Raw genomic sequence first — 14,974 nt, forward strand, 5'->3', positions numbered from 1 at the left:
ACCAGGTCTGCAACAGGTCAAGCCATAAGGAGTCCTTCGTGTTCGCCAAGCTCACGCGCCGTTCACACACCCTTTCCGACTGGGATCCCGAGGACGTGGCGGCGTGGGAAGCCGGCAACAAGCACGTCGCGCGCCGCAACCTGATCTGGTCGGTGGCCGCCGAACACGTCGGCTTCTCCGTCTGGTCCATCTGGTCGGTGATGGTGCTGTTCATGCCCGCCTCGGTGTACGGCTTCTCCGCGGGCGACAAATTCCTGCTGGGCGCCACCGCGACCTTGGTGGGCGGCTGCCTGCGGTTTCCCTACACCTTTGCCACCGCCAGATTCGGCGGCCGCAACTGGACCATCTTCTCCGCGCTGGTGTTGCTGGTCCCCACCGTCGGCAGCATCGTGTTGCTGGCCCACCCAGGTCTACCGCTGTGGCCGTATCTGGTGTGCGCCGCGTTGGCCGGCCTCGGTGGCGGCAACTTCGCCTCGTCGATGACCAACATCAACGCGTTCTATCCGCAGCGGCTCAAGGGCTGGGCGCTGGCCCTGAACGCCGGCGGTGGCAACCTCGGCGTCCCGATGATCCAGCTGGTCGGACTCCTGGTGATCGCCTCGGTCGGCGACCGCGAGCCCTATTGGGTATGTGCGATCTACCTGGTATTGCTGGGCGTCGCAGGCATCGGCGCGGCCCTGTACATGGACAATGTGACCCAGTTCAGCATCGAGATGCACACCATGCGTGCGGTGCTGGCCGAACCGCACACCTGGGCAATCGCGCTGCTGTACATCGGCACCTTCGGTTCCTTCATCGGCTTCTCCTTCGCTTTCGGCCAGGTGTTGCAGATCAACTTCGTCGCCGGCGGGCAGAGCACCGCCCAGGCTGCCCTGCACTCGGCCCAGATCGCCTTCCTGGGGCCACTATTGGGCTCGCTGTCCCGCGTGTACGGCGGCCGGCTGGCCGACCGCGTCGGCGGCGGGCGGGTAACCCTGGGTGTCTTCTGCGCGATGATCCTGGCCGCCGGAATCCTGGTCAGTGTCAGCACTTTCGGCGCACACCGCCATGGACCTGTGCCGTCGGCGGTGATGGCCGGCTACGTCATGGGCTTCGTCGCCCTGTTCATCCTGTCCGGAATCGGCAACGGCTCGGTCTACAAGATGATTCCGTCGATCTTCGAAGCGCGCAGCCATTCCCTTTCGCTCGCCGAGACGCAGCGCCGCCAGTGGTCGCGCTCCATGTCGGGTGCCCTGATCGGTTTCGCCGGGGCCATCGGCGCGCTGGGCGGGGTGGGCGTCAATCTGGCTCTGCGCCAGTCGTATCTGAGCAGCGGCACCGCCACGTCAGCCTGCTGGGTCTTCGTCGTGTTCTACGTCGGTGCCGCACTGCTGACCTGGGTGGCCTACGTCCGCAAGCCCCTTCGGGCCACTGGTCACCCGCGCGCGGGCCTGGCCTATGTATAGCGACGTCGCTCGGACTATCAGTGTCCTGCCAGAGAACTGAGACTCAACTTTCAGGCGATATCGGCCCTGTGGAGTTGACTGGTTTACGCCACCGATGTGAGCATCGAAACCGACAGCGGCGCAAGCCTCTTGAGCTGACGGCGCCGCCACGTGCGCCTGGAAAGGTGCACATCCTGATGGGTCGCGAGCATCACCTCACCGACTGGAATCCTGAAGACGTCACGGCGTGGGAAGCCGGCGACAAAGCGGTCGCTCGCCGCAATCTGCTGTGCACCATGGCCGGTGACCACGTCGCCTTCTCGATATGGTCGCTGTGGTCGGTGATGGTCCTGTTCATGCCCACAGCGGTCTACGGCTTCTCGGCCGGGGACAAGCTGCTCCTGGGCGCGACAGCGACCCTGGCCGGCGGCTGTGCGCGCATCCCCTACACGTTGGGGATCGCCCGATTCGGTGGCCGCAACTGGACCGCGTTCTCGGCCTTTGTGCTGCTGATACCGACCGCGGCCACCATCGTGTTGCTGGCCAATCCGGGCCTGCCGCTGTGGCCGTACGTGGTGTGCGCGGCACTGACCGGACTGGGCGGCGGCAACTACGCGGCATCGCTGGCGAACGTCAACGTGTTCTATCCGCAGCGCCTCAAGGGTGCGGCGCTGGCGGTCAACGCCGGAGTCGGCAACCTCGGCGTGGCGGTGATCCAGCTCGTCGGGCTGCTCGCCCTGGCCACGGCCGGTCACCAGGCACCGTACTGGGTATGTGCGATCTACCTGGTGCTGCTGGCGATCGTGGGTGTCGCCGCGACCTTGTCGATGGACAGCGTCGAACACGGCGTACAGGTAAAGACCATGGGGGCTGTGCTCTTCGTCCGGCACACCTGGGTGATCTCGCTGCTCTACATCTGCACCTTCGGTTCGTGGATCGGGTTCGCGTTCACGTTCGGTCAGGTGTTGCAGGTCAACTTCGAACACCACGGCGAAACCGCCCGGCACGCTTCGCTGCACGCCGCGCAAATCGCCTTCGTCGGACCGCTGTTGGGTTCGCTGGCACGCATCTACGGGGGCCGGTTGTCCGATCGCATCGGCGGCGGCCGGGTCACCCTGGCCGTGCTGGGCGGCATGATGCTGGCCGCCGGTGCACTGGTGACGCTCAGCAGTCGTTCCGAAAACCAGTCCAGTACAGACACTTTCATGGTGGCCGGCTATGTGTCGGGCTTCCTGGCGCTGTTCATTCTGGCGGGCATGGGAAACGGCTCGGTGTTCAAGATGATCCCCTCGATCTTCGAGGCACGCAGCCGCGCACTGGAGGTGAGCGAGGCCAACCGCCGCGAATGGTCCCGCGCCATGTCGGGATCGCTGATCGGGTTCTGCGCCGCGGTCGGCGCACTCGGCGGCGTGGGCATCAACCTGGCACTGCGCGAGTCCTACCTGCGCACCGGCAGCGAAACGCTGGCCTACTGGGCTTTTCTGGTCTGCTATGCGGTGGCCGCGTGGCTCACCTGGGCGATGTACGTGCGACGTCCGGCCACCGCGGTTCCGGCGGCTGTGACCGAGAACGCAGGTGAGGGCAATGCCGCAGCAATTGCCAGGTAACGTCCCGGAAACTTGCGGGGCATACACAACTGGTATGGCCCAGAAGCCTTCTGTGCCACTGAGTGGCTACCGGATTGCCGTGACCTCAGCTCGTCGTTCCGAGGAGCTGTGTGCGTTGCTGCGCAGACACGGGGCCGAGGTCTACAGTGCGCCCGCGATCAACATGATCGCCCTGCCGGACGACGATGAACTGCACAGCAACACCCAGTCCCTGATCGCCGACCCGCCCGACATCCTGATCGCACACACCGGTATCGGTTTCCGCGGCTGGGTCGCCGCCGCCGAAGGCTGGGGGCTGGCCGCTGAACTCCTCGACTCGTTGTCGCGCGGGCGGGTCATCTCCCGCGGGCCCAAGGCGACCGGGGCGCTGCGCGCAGCCGGACTGCGCGAGGAGTGGTCACCGGATTCCGAGTCCTCGCAAGAGGTCCTGGACTACCTGCTCGACACCGGGGTGGACGGCAAACGCATCGCGATCCAGCTGCACGGTGCCGCCGACGGGTGGGATCCGTTCCCCGAATTCCTCGCCGGCCTGGAGGCCGCCGGTGCCGAGGTGGTTCCGATCCGGGTATACCGTTGGAAGCCAACGCCTTTGGGCGGGGATCTGGACCAGTTGGTCACCGGCATCGCGCGGCGCCAGTTCGACGCGGTCAGCTTCACCTCGGCCCCGGCGGCGGCGGCGGTTTTGGAACGCAGTCGCGAACTGGACATCGAAGAACAGGTGCTCGATGCGCTGCGCAGCGGCGTGCACGCGATGTGTGTCGGCCCGGTGACATCCCGGCCCCTGATCAGGCGGGGTGTGCCGACCTCGTCGCCGGCACGGATGCGGCTGGGCGCCTTGGCCCGTCACATCGCCGAGGAGCTGCCGACATTGGGTTCGTGCAGCGTGCAGGCCGCCGGCCACCTGGTCGACATCCGGGGCACCTGCGTCCTGGTCGACGGCTCGGTCAAAACGGTGTCCGGATCGGGAATGGCCATCCTGCGCGCCCTGGCCCATCGCCCCGGCGACGTCGTCGCGCGCACCGAGCTGCTGCGCGTGCTACCGGGCAACGGCGACGACACCCATGCGGTGGACACCGCGGTACTGCGGCTGCGAACTGCACTGGGCGACAAAAACATCGTCGCGACAGTAGTCAAACGCGGTTACCGGTTGGCCCTCGACAACGAACACGACGCCGCATGAACCTGGTCCTGGCGGCGCACGGCACCCGCCGGTCCGCGGGCGTCGCGATGATCGGCGACCTCGCGGCCCGGGTGGGTGAACTCCTGGACCGCAGCGTGCATGTCGCGTTCGTCGACGTGTTGGGACCCACGCCCAGCGAAGTGCTGTCGCGGCTGGCCGACCGGTCGCCGGACTGCCCGCCGGTCATCGTGGTGCCGGCGTTCCTGTCCCGCGGCTACCACGTCCGCGCAGACCTACCGGCCCACATCGCGGCCAGTGGCCACCCGCACGTGACCGTCGCCACGGCTCTGGGTCCGGGTCCGGGTCCGGAGATCGTCGCCGTGCTGGGCCAGGTGTTGCAGGAATCCGGTTGGCGTCCCGGCGATTCGGTGATCCTCGCCGCGGCCGGTACCTCCGACGCCCGGGCCCGTGCCGACCTGCGTTGCGCGGCCGCGTCGTTGTCGGCACTCATCGGGTCGTCAGTCGAGTTGGGATTCGCCGCCGTCGGCGCACCGACGGTATCCGACGCAGTCGCCGATGCGCGCCACCGGGGCGCCCGCCGCGTGGTGCTCGCGTCCTACCTGCTGGCCGACGGGCTGTTCCAACAACGGTTGCACTGCAGCGGCGCTGACCTGGTGACGCCCCCGCTGAGCACCCATCCCGGATTGGCCCGCCTGGTGGCGAACCGGTTCCGCAGGGTGCTGCCGCTCGCAAAGCGCTGCCGACCGGGCGCCCCCACACCGGCGCGGCTTGATCTTTGGTGATATCCAGGTAATCCTGGCACCATGGCCCGTAACGAAGAGCCCTCCCGCGGGCTCCTCGACCCGGTGGCGAAGATGCTGCGTTTACCCTTCGCCACACCGGAGTTCATCGATCGGATCGTCACCGGCAGTGTCAATCAGGTAGGCAGGCGCACGCTCTACATGCTCATCACGACGTGGGATGCGGCCGGCGGGGGTCCGTTTGCTGCCAGCGCGATCGCGTCCACCGGGCTGGCCAAGACCGCCGAGATCGTGCAGTCCATGTTCATCGGGCCGGTATTCAATCCGCTGCTGAAGACGCTGGGGGCGGACAAGGTGGCGGTTCGGGCTTCGCTGTGCGCCTCGCAGCTGGTGGGGCTGGGCATCATGCGCTACGGGGTGCGTTCTGAGCCGTTGCACTCGATGACGGTGTCGCAGGTCGTCGACGCGATCGGGCCGACGATGCAGCGTTACCTCGTCGGCAAAATCGACTGAACCAGAGGTTCTAGGCCGCCAACCGCGCGGCAAACCGACCGATCTGAATGCGACCGTCGGCCGTCAGCCGCACCGGGTAGACCGGCACCGACACCGCGGGGTCGTCCAGGCAGCTGCCGTCGTCGAGCGCGAAAGCCTGCTTGAGAATTGGTGATTGGACCATGGCGCGGCCACCGCGGTCACCGACGATGCCCCGGGACAGCACGGCGGCGCCGGAGAACGGGTCGACGTTGCCCAGGGCATGCACCGATCCATCGTCAAGGCGGAACAAGGCGGCCTGGTTGCCGTCGTCGAGCAGCACGCCCACCCCGCGGCCGGGGATCAGGTGCGCGTAGTCGCAGGCTGTGGTCCAGACTCGAATATCGGTGCGGCTCATCAGTTTTCTCCTTGCTCAGCGGATCCGCGGGAAGCCCAGGACTACCGGCACTTTGCGACCGGCCCGTTCGGTGAATACCACCGTGTCGTCGACGGCGTCCGGGGCGTTGACGAAGGACACAAACCGCGACATCTTGTCCGGGTCCTCCAATACGCCTTTCCATTCACACTTGTAGTTGTCGACGTGACGTTCGACCGCGGCCTCGAATTCTGCGGCCAGGCCCAGCGAGTCGGCGCAGACCACCTCCCGCACGTGGTCCAGACCCAGTGCTTCCACCCACGGCGCGGTGCGCTGCAGCCGGTCGGCGGTGCGGATGTAGTACATGAGAAACCGGTCGATATAGCGGACCAGTGTCGCGGTGTCCAGATCGCCGGCCAGCAGTTGGGCGTGCCGGGGGGTCATGCCCCCATTGCCGCCCACGTAGAGGTTCCACCCCTGCTCGGTGGCGATCACGCCGACGTCCTTGCCGCGCGCCTCCGCGCACTCGCGGGCACAGCCCGACACGCCCAACTTGATTTTGTGCGGCGCCCGCAGCCCCCGGTAGCGCAGTTCCAGGTCGATGGCCAGCTGCACCGAATCCTGCTGTCCGTACCGGCACCAATCGCTGCCCACGCAGCTCTTCACGGTGCGCAAGGCTTTTCCGTAGGCGTGCCCGGACTCCATGCCGGCGTCCACCAGGCGCTTCCAGATCGCGGGCAACTGGTCCACCCGCGCGCCGAACATATCGATGCGCTGGCCGCCGGTGATCTTGGTGTACAACCCGAAGTCCTGGGCGATCTGCCCGATCAGGATCAGATGCTCGGGTTTGATGTCGCCACCGGGTACCCGCGGTACCACCGAGTAGCTGCCGTTCTTCTGGATGTTGGCCAGAAAGTGGTCGTTGGAATCCTGCAGCGAGGCCTGCTCACCGTCCAGGATGTGGTCCGAACCGGTCGAAGCCAGGATCGAGGCGACCACGGGTTTGCAGATGTCGCAACCTTTTCCGGTGCCGAAGCGCTGCAGCAGCCCGGAGAAGGTGCGGATCTCGGTGGCCGCGATGATCTGGAACAGTTCGGCCCGCGACTGGCTGAAGTGCTCGCAGAGCGCCTTGGACTGCGCCACACCCTCGGCCTCCAGCAGCTGCTTGAGCAGCGGCACACACGACCCGCACGAGGTACCCGCTGCCGTGCAGGCCTTTAAGGCGGGGACGTCGGCACAGCCGTCGGCGATGGCGCACTTCAGGTCACCCTTGGTGACGTTGTTGCAGGAGCAGATCTGCGCGGATTCGGGCAGCGCCCCGATGCCCGGGGCGCCGGCACCGTCCCCGGAGCCGGCGGGTGCGATGAATGCCATGGGGTCTCCGGGCAATTCACTGCCGACCAGCGGTCGCAGCACACCGTAGGAGGACGCATCGCCGACCAGCACTCCGCCGAGCAGGGTCTTGGCGTCGTCGGAGAGCACCAGCTTGGCGTAGGTGCGGTTCACCGCGTCGTTGACGACGACCTCGAGGCAGTTCGGGGTGGTGCCCATCGCATCGCCGAAGCTGGCGACGTCGACCCCGAGCAGCTTGAGTTTGGTGGACAGATCCGCCTCGGGGAATTCCGCGACCCCGTCGAGCAGTCGGTCGGCCACCACCTCGGCGCTGGTGTATCCGGGCCCGACCAGGCCGTAGCACTTACCGTCGATCGCAGCGACCTCGCCGATCGCGTAGATGTCGGGATCGCTGGTGCGGCAAGACAAGTCGGTGAGGACGCCGCCACGCGGCGCGATCTGCAGCCCGGACGCGCGGGCCAACTCGTCCCGCGGGCGGATGCCGGCGGCGAAGATCAGCACGCCGGCGTCGATGACGTGGCCGTCGGACAACCGCACCCGCATCGAATCACCCTCGGCCTCAATCGATTCGGTGCCGGTGCCGACATGGATCTCGATACCGAGATCGCCGATCATCCTGGCCAGCAGGGCGCCGCCGGCCGCGTCGATCTGCTGGGCCATCAGCCGGGGCATCATCTCGACGACATGCGTCGGCATGCCGAACTGGCGCAACGCATTGGCGGCTTCCAGGCCCAGCAGGCCGCCACCGATCACGACGCCGGCGCTGCCGCGTCCCGCGGCCACGGCGCGCCGGGCGCCGGCCCGGATGGCATCGAGGTCGTCCAGCGTGCGGTAGACGTGGCAGGACGGCAGGTCGTGGCCGGTCACCGGCGGGACGAAGGCATAGGACCCGGTGGCCAGCACCAACGCGTCGTAGTCGTGCCACCGGCCGTCGGCGGTCACCACAGCCTTTGCCGCGCAGTCGATCTCGACGACCCGGGTGTTCAGCAGCAGTTGCACCGCGTTGTCGCCGGCGTAGTCATTGCCGGGCAGCGCCAGCAGGCTGCGGTCCCAGTTCTCGGTATAGGACGTCAGGCCGACTCGGTCGTAGGCGGCGTCGGCTTCCTCGGCCAGCACGGTGATGTTCCAGGCGCCGTCGATGTCGCGGGCGCGCAACGCCTCGACGAACCGGTGCCCCACCATGCCGTGGCCGACCACCACCACCTGCCGGGTGGCAGGGCGCACGGACGTTCCGGCTGCAGGCATGTCCCCGACCTTACGAAGGTGATGTTGCCGAAAATGACGCCGAATGTGACGCGCGCATCAAGGCGTCCTCACAGCTGAAAGCCGGCTGTGTGACAACCGTTCGCGGTGGGCGAACACCCAGGTGGAACTTAAGCGTAGGCGACTCATGTTCTATCGGGTAGCCGACCGATACAGCGTCGGGCACAGCAAACTCACAACGAAGATCAAGGAGTTATCCATGAGCAATCTCGCCTTGTGGTCGCGTCCGACGTGGGACACCGACCGGTGGTTGCGGGACTTTTTCGGTCCGGCCTATTCGGACTGGGCCAAGCCGGTGACCAGCGGTTTCAGCCCGGCCGCCGAGGTCGTGAAGGACGGGGACGACGCGGTAGTCCGCGTCGAGCTGCCCGGGGTGGACGTCGAGAAGGACGTCAACGTCGAGGTGGACAAGGGTCGCCTGGTGATTCACGGCGAACACCGCGACGAGCACGCCGACGAGCAGGACGGCCGTACCCTGCGAGAGATCCGGTACGGGTCGTTCCGCCGGTCGTTCCAGCTGCCCGCACACGTCACCGGGGAGGCCATCTCCGCGTCCTACGACGCGGGCGTGCTGACCGTCCGGGTCGTCGGTGCCTACACCGGAGCCCAGGCACAGCGCATCGCGATCACCAAGTAGCCGCCCCTGGCTGTCCACCGGCGCAGAAGCCCGCGCACGCCCGGCGTGCCGCGGGCTTTTGTGCCTGTCGGGCAGTTGCTTGCCCGACGCGGCCTGCTGCCAGCGGTTAGTATCGGGTCCGTACTGTGATTTGTGACACCTTCAGCCCCGGGAGATCTCTTGTCCACCACCACTGAAATCGCCGAACTGCACGACCTGATGGGCGGCCTGCGGCGGTGCGTGAGTTCACTCAAAGCCCGCTACGGAGACAATCCGGCGACGCGGCGCATCATCATCGATGCCGACCGCATCCTCAGCGACATTCAATTACTCGACAGTGATGTTGCCGAATTGGATCTCGCCCGCGCCACCGTGCACCAATCCGGCGAGAAGATCGCCATTCCCGACACGCAATATGACAGCGATTTCTGGCGCGATGTCGACGACGAGGGTGTCGGGGGTCACAACCGCTCTTGACAGCGAAGCCCGACTAAAGAGCGGGCTCCGTTTCTGTGTACCCTTCGGTTACAGCCCGTTCGAAGAGGAACACATATAGATGAGCGCACCAACGGCGAGTCGTGCTGACTCCGGCGTCTTTTCCCCCACCCGAGCCAAAATCGGGCAAAAAACGCTACGCACCGACAGATGGTGGCTGCAGCCACTGCGGATCAACCTCGGCTTCGCCGCGTTCGTCATCTACGCGACGTTTCGAGCTTTTCAGCAGAAATACTATTTCGTTCCTCAGTACCACTACCTGACGCCGTTCTACTCGCCGTGCGTCAGTCAGGGCTGCAGCAGGGAGGCCAGCGAGTTCTGGCCACAGATCCTGCCGCATGTGTGGTGGCTGCCGTTCGCTGCGCTGACCTTGCCGTTCCTGCTGCTGTTCCGACTGACCTGCTACTACTACCGGGGCGCTTATTACCGCACGGTGTGGCAGTCGCCGTCGGCCTGTGCGGTGGCCGAACCGCGGGTGCACTACACCGGCGAGACCCGGTTCCCGCTGATCATCCAGAACACCCACCGGTATTTCTTCTACGCCGCCGCGCTGATCTCCATCATCAATACCTACGACGCGATCGTCGCGTTCCACTCTCCCGACGGGCCAGGCGGATTCGGCTTCGGCCTGGGCAACGTGATCCTGCTCGGCAACGTCATCATGCTGTGGGTGTACACGCTGTCCTGCCACTCCTGCCGGCACGTCACCGGCGGCCGGCTCAAGCACTTCTCCAAACACCCTGTGCGGTATTGGATCTGGACCCAGATCAGCAAACTCAACACCCGCCACAAGCTGTACGCGTGGATCACGCTGGGCACGTTGATGCTCACCGATTTCTACATCCTGCTGGTGTCCAGCAACACCATCTCCGACTTGAGATTTATTGGCTGACAAGCCGATTCATCTATCACAGAACTTAGCGAGGAATTCTCATGGTTGAGGTCGAACGGCACGCCTACGACGTGGTCGTGATCGGAGCCGGCGGCGCGGGGTTGCGCGCGGTCATCGAAGCGCGCGAACGCGGCCTGAAGGTCGCGGTGGTGTCGAAATCGTTGTTCGGTAAAGCCCACACGGTGATGGCCGAGGGCGGCTGCGCCGCCTCCATGGGCAACGCCAACCCGAAAGACAACTGGCAGACCCACTTCGGCGACACCATGCGCGGCGGGAAATTCCTGAACAACTGGCGGATGGCGGAACTGCACGCCAAGGAGGCACCCGACCGGGTCTGGGAGCTGGAGACCTACGGCGCGCTGTTCGACCGCACCAAGGACGGCCGGATCAGCCAGCGGAACTTCGGCGGGCACACCTACCCCCGGCTCGCGCACGTCGGTGACCGCACCGGCCTGGAGTTGATCCGCACCATGCAGCAGAAGATCGTCTCGCTGCAGCAGGAGGACTACGCCGAGTTCGGCGATTACGACGCGCGCATCAGGGTGTTCGCCGAGTGCACCATCACCGATCTACTCAAAGACGGCGACTCGATCGCCGGAGCATTCGGCTATTGGCGCGAGACCGGCAATTTCGTGCTGTTCGAGACACCGGCAGTGGTGTTGGCCACCGGCGGAATCGGCAAGTCGTTCAAAGTGACTTCGAACTCCTGGGAGTACACCGGCGACGGTCACGCGCTGGCATTGCGGGCCGGTGCCACGCTGATCAACATGGAGTTCGTCCAGTTCCACCCGACCGGCATGGTCTGGCCGCTGAGCGTGAAGGGCATCCTGGTCACCGAGGGTGTGCGCGGTGACGGCGGAGTTCTGAAGAACTCCGAGGACACCCGCTTCATGTTCGACTACATCCCCCCGGTGTTCAAAGGCCAGTACGCCGAGACAGCCGAAGAAGCCGACCAATGGCTCAAGGACAACGACTCGGCTCGGCGCACCCCGGACCTGCTGCCCCGCGACGAGGTGGCGCGCGCGATCAACTCGGAGGTCAAGGCCGGCCGCGGCAGTCCGCACGGTGGGGTCTACCTCGACATCGCGTCCCGCCTCACCGCCGAGGAGATCAAGCGGCGGCTGCCGTCGATGTACCACCAGTTCATGGAGCTGGCCGAGGTCGACATCACCAAGGAGGCGATGGAGGTCGGGCCGACCTGTCACTACGTGATGGGCGGGGTGGAGGTCGACGCCGACACCGGCGCGGCCAAAGTGCCGGGGTTGTTCGCCGCCGGTGAATGCTCCGGCGGCATGCACGGCTCCAACCGCCTGGGCGGCAACTCGCTGTCGGACCTGCTGGTGTTCGGCCGGCGCGCCGGACTCGGGGCAGCCGACTATGTGCGGGCGCTGAGCAGCCGTCCGTCGGTCTCGCCCGACGACGTCGACGCCGCCGCCGAGCGGGCCCTGAAGCCCTTCCAGGGGCCGACCGACGGCTCGGCTCCGGAGAACCCGTACGCGCTGCAGTCGGACCTGCAGCATGTGATGAACGACCTGGTCGGCATCATCCGCAAAGAGGACGAGATCACCAAGGCGTTGACGCTGCTGAAGGAACTCTGGGCGCGATACCAGAATGTGCAGGTCGAGGGACAGCGACGGTACAACCCGGGCTGGAACCTGGCAGTCGATCTGCGCAACATGCTGCTGGTCAGCGAGTGCGTGGCCAGGGCTGCGCTGCAGCGTACCGAGAGCCGCGGCGGGCACACCCGCGACGACCATCCCGGCATGGATTCCGGGTGGCGCAAGACGCTGCTGGTATGCCGCGAGGCGCAGGGTGACGGCGACGCGCACATCACCATCGAGCGGCAACCGCAGGTGCCGATGCGCCAAGACCTGCTGGAATTGTTCAAGATCGCTGAACTCGAGAAGTACTACACCGACGACGAGCTCGCTGAGCATCCGGAACGGAGAGCGTAATGGCATACAACGCGAGCTTGCGGGTGTGGCGCGGCGACGAGGGCGGCGGCGCGCTGGCGGACTACACGGTCGAGGTCAACGAGGGCGAGGTGGTGCTCGACGTCATCCACCGCCTGCAGCAGACCCAGACGCCCGACCTGGCCGTGCGCTGGAATTGCAAGGCCGGCAAATGCGGATCGTGCTCGGCGGAGATCAACGGCCGGCCCCGGCTGATGTGCATGACCCGGATGTCGACGTTCGAAGAGAACGAGGTCGTCACCGTCACCCCCATCCGGACCTTCCCGGTGATCCGCGACCTGGTGACCGACGTGTCGTTCAACTACGAGAAGGCCCGCGAGATCCCGTCGTTCGCGCCGCCGAAGGAACTGCAGCCGGGCGAGTACCGGATGGCCCAGATCGATGTGCAGCGCTCCCAGGAGTTCCGCAAGTGCATCGAATGCTTCCTGTGCCAGAACGTCTGCCACGTGATCCGTGACCACGACGAGAACAAGCAGGAATTCGCCGGGCCGCGCTACCTGATGCGCATCGCCGAACTCGACATGCACCCGCTGGACACCGTGGACCGGCGCGACATGGCGCAGGAGGACTTCGGTCTGGGTTACTGCAACATCACCAAGTGCTGCACCGAAGTGTGCCCGGAGCACATCACGATCACCGACAACGCCCTGATCCCGATGAAAGAGCGGGTCGCGGACCGCAAGTACGACCCGGTGGTGTGGCTCGGCAACAAGCTGTTCCGACGCTGAGACTTGCCGGGGTTAGGCCCGTAGCGCCTTCGGGTATGCGATGGGGATGCTAGATCCCACCAGCATTGACGAGATCAAGACCGCGATCGACGAGCTCTCCACCCGGGTGGACGCGGCCCGCAAGGAAGGTCGGGACTCCGACGCCGCCGAGATGGAGCAGCGTATCCAGGGTCTCCGGGAAAGACTTGCCGACCGCTCGCCGACCTAGACCGCGCAGTTACTTGATGCCGAGCCGGCGCAGTTCGCTGCGGTGAAACACGATCGGCGCCACGTCTGGATCGACCGTGACCTCGCTGACCCGCAGCACCACGATAGTGTGATCCCCAGCAGGAATCAGCTGCTCGATCGCACTTTCCAGCCAGAGGCCGGTGCCTTTGATGAAGACGGCACCGCTCTGGCTGACCACCGTTTCCAACCCGGCGAACCGGTCGCCGGTCTTGGCGGCCAGCGTCCGCACCGCCGCGTCGTGCGCCTCGCCCAGCACACTGATGCCCAGTGAGGGCACGTCCTTCAACTTCGGCCAGGTAGTCGAGGTGTTCTGCACGCAGAACGACACCAACGGCGGTTCCAGCGAAACGGGGACGAAGGTGCTGGCCGCCAAACCGTGCCGCACCCCGTCCACGTGGGCGGCGATGGCCACCACCCCGGTCGGGAAGTGACCGAATGCCTCACGCAGCGACGTCGGGGTCAGATTGTTGTGGGAGTTCACCGGACTTCATTCGCTCCTCGAGCCGAGAACGGGATTCTCGTTTTCGCAGCCTACCCGGCGCGGTATCCGTGCCGGGCAGCCACGTCGGGGTGCGCGCGCAACCGGCTCTTCCAGGCGTTGCGGCCGTAGACCCGGTAAATCGGGTCGGACGGATCCTGCACCGCCGGCGGGGCCGATCTGGCCAGGTCCGGGGGCAGCGTCAGCACGGGAATCTGGGCGTCCAGACGAGGATTGAAGAAGTACGGCACGGAGATCCGGTCGGCGGTGGCGTCGGTCAAATTCACCCGGTGCTCGGTTGCGCGCAGGTAGCCGCCCGTCGCGAACTGCAGCAGCTCCCCGATGTTGACGACGAAGGCACCGTCCAGCGGGGGCACGTCGACCCAGTCCGCCGCGTCCGCAGGACGCACCTGCAGGCCGCGGCTGCCCGGCTCAGCCAGCAGCAACGTGAGCACACCGGAGTCCTTGTGCGCGCCCACCCCCTGCGCACCGGCCGGGTTGGCCGGGTACCGCACGACCTTGATCAGCGTCGCCGGGGCCTCGGCGAAGGCCGCGTCGAATATCCCGGCCGGGCTGCCCAGTGCGGCCGCCCAGTGCCGCAGCAGCGTGCGCGACACCTGCGCGAGTGCGGCGTCCCATTCGGCGATGATCCCGGGCAGTTCGGGCAGCGCGGCCGGCCACTGGTTCGGACCCTGCAGCCACAGATAGTCGGGGCGGCCGGGACCTCCGACGGGCGGGCGCTCCGGACCGATGTCGATTTGTTCGCGCCAGTCGGTCTCGCCGCGGGTGAGCTCACCGCCCAGCCGTGTGTAGCCGCGGAAATGTGGGCTGCGCACCATCGCGACGGCATCCTTGTCTGCTTGCGGCAGCCCGAACAGCCGGCGCGCCGCATCCAGCACCCGAGCGGACAGCTCGCCGGGGACGCCGTGCCCCGTCAGATAGCAGAAACCGACCCGGTGTGCGACGTCGCGAAGACCCGCACGCAGCACCGGCGGCTCGGCTCGTAGATCGACCACGGGCAGGGCCGTGACGCTCCCCACACTGTTCATCAGACCCATCATCGTCGCAGGTGAGGATGGTTGCCAGGGATGCACTCAGCGCCATCCCAACTGGTTGGTTAGTTAGCCGGTGAAATTTAGCTCACACTCGCTTGCGATCAAGTTACCGACGGGTATATTTAGAACCGTTA

Annotated in this window: 15 protein-coding genes; 11 read left to right on the forward strand and 4 right to left on the reverse strand. The window is 66.3% G+C overall.

The genetic code is table 11. From position 1 onward, the window contains the following. Positions 1–38: 38 nt before the first annotated feature. From AC5Y5Z_RS23065 to AC5Y5Z_RS23085, 5 genes are all read left to right on the forward strand, one after another. A complete protein-coding gene (locus AC5Y5Z_RS23065) occupies positions 39–1,445 on the forward strand; it encodes a nitrate/nitrite transporter (RefSeq protein ID WP_499927764.1) in 1,407 nt (468 codons plus the stop codon). 176 nt (positions 1,446–1,621) lie between these two features. Further along, a complete protein-coding gene (locus AC5Y5Z_RS23070) occupies positions 1,622–3,031 on the forward strand; it encodes a nitrate/nitrite transporter (protein ID WP_463828693.1) in 1,410 nt (469 codons plus the stop codon). A gap of 34 nt (positions 3,032–3,065) precedes the next feature. Then, the gene (locus AC5Y5Z_RS23075) at positions 3,066–4,211 is read left to right on the forward strand and encodes a uroporphyrinogen-III synthase (RefSeq protein WP_499927766.1); all 1,146 of its coding nucleotides are present in this window, start codon (positions 3,066–3,068) and stop codon (positions 4,209–4,211) included. Beyond that, complete coding sequence (locus AC5Y5Z_RS23080) at positions 4,208–4,954, forward strand: sirohydrochlorin chelatase (RefSeq protein WP_499927768.1); 747 nt, start codon at positions 4,208–4,210, stop codon at positions 4,952–4,954. The genes AC5Y5Z_RS23075 and AC5Y5Z_RS23080 overlap by 4 nt, the downstream gene beginning before the upstream one ends. Positions 4,955–4,975: 21 nt before the next feature. Then, on the forward strand, positions 4,976–5,425 hold the full coding sequence (locus AC5Y5Z_RS23085; RefSeq protein ID WP_463828690.1) for a TetR/AcrR family transcriptional regulator: 450 nt from the start codon (positions 4,976–4,978) through the stop codon (positions 5,423–5,425). Between the two features lie 10 nt (positions 5,426–5,435). Here AC5Y5Z_RS23085 and nirD read toward each other — a convergent pair whose 3' ends face one another. Together nirD and nirB are read right to left on the reverse strand one after the other, a co-directional pair. Beyond that, positions 5,436–5,801 (reverse strand): nitrite reductase small subunit NirD, encoded by a 366-nt coding sequence (gene nirD / locus AC5Y5Z_RS23090; protein WP_473140228.1) that lies wholly within the window; start codon positions 5,799–5,801, stop codon positions 5,436–5,438. A 15-nt stretch (positions 5,802–5,816) separates the two neighbouring features. Next, on the reverse strand, positions 5,817–8,357 hold the full coding sequence (gene nirB / locus AC5Y5Z_RS23095) for a nitrite reductase large subunit NirB (protein WP_499927771.1): 2,541 nt from the start codon (positions 8,355–8,357) through the stop codon (positions 5,817–5,819). A 217-nt stretch (positions 8,358–8,574) separates the two neighbouring features. On the opposite strand from nirB, the gene AC5Y5Z_RS23100 reads away from it, so the two are divergent. From AC5Y5Z_RS23100 to AC5Y5Z_RS23125, 6 genes are all read left to right on the forward strand, one after another. Beyond that, on the forward strand, positions 8,575–9,012 hold the full coding sequence (locus tag AC5Y5Z_RS23100; RefSeq protein ID WP_499927772.1) for an Hsp20/alpha crystallin family protein: 438 nt from the start codon (positions 8,575–8,577) through the stop codon (positions 9,010–9,012). A gap of 159 nt (positions 9,013–9,171) precedes the next feature. Then, positions 9,172–9,468: an Rv0250c family protein gene (locus AC5Y5Z_RS23105; protein WP_499927774.1), complete on the forward strand. Its 297-nt coding sequence runs from the start codon at positions 9,172–9,174 to the stop codon at positions 9,466–9,468. A gap of 79 nt (positions 9,469–9,547) precedes the next feature. After that, positions 9,548–10,378, forward strand: coding sequence for a succinate dehydrogenase subunit SdhC (sdhC, locus tag AC5Y5Z_RS23110; protein ID WP_499927776.1), 831 nt, complete (start codon positions 9,548–9,550; stop codon positions 10,376–10,378). A gap of 41 nt (positions 10,379–10,419) precedes the next feature. Beyond that, positions 10,420–12,333 (forward strand): fumarate reductase/succinate dehydrogenase flavoprotein subunit, encoded by a 1,914-nt coding sequence (locus AC5Y5Z_RS23115; protein ID WP_463828684.1) that lies wholly within the window; start codon positions 10,420–10,422, stop codon positions 12,331–12,333. Next, on the forward strand, positions 12,333–13,079 hold the full coding sequence (locus AC5Y5Z_RS23120) for a succinate dehydrogenase/fumarate reductase iron-sulfur subunit (protein WP_463828683.1): 747 nt from the start codon (positions 12,333–12,335) through the stop codon (positions 13,077–13,079). The genes AC5Y5Z_RS23115 and AC5Y5Z_RS23120 overlap by 1 nt, the downstream gene beginning before the upstream one ends. A 46-nt stretch (positions 13,080–13,125) precedes the next feature. Continuing rightward, entirely contained in the window at positions 13,126–13,287 is a 162-nt protein-coding gene (locus tag AC5Y5Z_RS23125; RefSeq protein ID WP_463828714.1) for a hypothetical protein, read from the forward strand. A gap of 9 nt (positions 13,288–13,296) precedes the next feature. On the opposite strand, the gene AC5Y5Z_RS23130 is transcribed toward AC5Y5Z_RS23125, so the two are convergent. Then, positions 13,297–13,788: a flavin reductase family protein gene (locus AC5Y5Z_RS23130; RefSeq protein WP_473140224.1), complete on the reverse strand. Its 492-nt coding sequence runs from the start codon at positions 13,786–13,788 to the stop codon at positions 13,297–13,299. 50 nt (positions 13,789–13,838) lie between these two features. Next, positions 13,839–14,834 (reverse strand): isopenicillin N synthase family dioxygenase, encoded by a 996-nt coding sequence (locus AC5Y5Z_RS23135; protein WP_499927779.1) that lies wholly within the window; start codon positions 14,832–14,834, stop codon positions 13,839–13,841. Positions 14,835–14,974: the final 140 nt, after the last annotated feature.

Source organism: Mycobacterium sp. NGS29 (genome assembly GCF_059812965.1).

What these genes read in the sequence shown, in the direction of transcription:
- AC5Y5Z_RS23070 (WP_463828693.1), top strand. Translation starts at nt 1,622, where the DNA reads ATGGGTCGCGAGCATCACCTCACCGACTGGAATCCTGAAGACGTCACG.
- AC5Y5Z_RS23075 (WP_499927766.1), top strand. Translation starts at nt 3,066, where the DNA reads ATGGCCCAGAAGCCTTCTGTGCCACTGAGTGGCTACCGGATTGCCGTG.
- AC5Y5Z_RS23080 (WP_499927768.1), top strand. Translation starts at nt 4,208, where the DNA reads ATGAACCTGGTCCTGGCGGCGCACGGCACCCGCCGGTCCGCGGGCGTC.
- AC5Y5Z_RS23085 (WP_463828690.1), top strand. Translation starts at nt 4,976, where the DNA reads ATGGCCCGTAACGAAGAGCCCTCCCGCGGGCTCCTCGACCCGGTGGCG.
- nirD (WP_473140228.1), bottom strand. Translation starts at nt 5,801, where the DNA reads ATGAGCCGCACCGATATTCGAGTCTGGACCACAGCCTGCGACTACGCG.
- nirB (WP_499927771.1), bottom strand. Translation starts at nt 8,357, where the DNA reads ATGCCTGCAGCCGGAACGTCCGTGCGCCCTGCCACCCGGCAGGTGGTG.
- AC5Y5Z_RS23100 (WP_499927772.1), top strand. Translation starts at nt 8,575, where the DNA reads ATGAGCAATCTCGCCTTGTGGTCGCGTCCGACGTGGGACACCGACCGG.
- sdhC (WP_499927776.1), top strand. Translation starts at nt 9,548, where the DNA reads ATGAGCGCACCAACGGCGAGTCGTGCTGACTCCGGCGTCTTTTCCCCC.
- AC5Y5Z_RS23115 (WP_463828684.1), top strand. Translation starts at nt 10,420, where the DNA reads ATGGTTGAGGTCGAACGGCACGCCTACGACGTGGTCGTGATCGGAGCC.
- AC5Y5Z_RS23120 (WP_463828683.1), top strand. Translation starts at nt 12,333, where the DNA reads ATGGCATACAACGCGAGCTTGCGGGTGTGGCGCGGCGACGAGGGCGGC.
- AC5Y5Z_RS23125 (WP_463828714.1), top strand. Translation starts at nt 13,126, where the DNA reads ATGCTAGATCCCACCAGCATTGACGAGATCAAGACCGCGATCGACGAG.
- AC5Y5Z_RS23135 (WP_499927779.1), bottom strand. Translation starts at nt 14,834, where the DNA reads ATGAACAGTGTGGGGAGCGTCACGGCCCTGCCCGTGGTCGATCTACGA.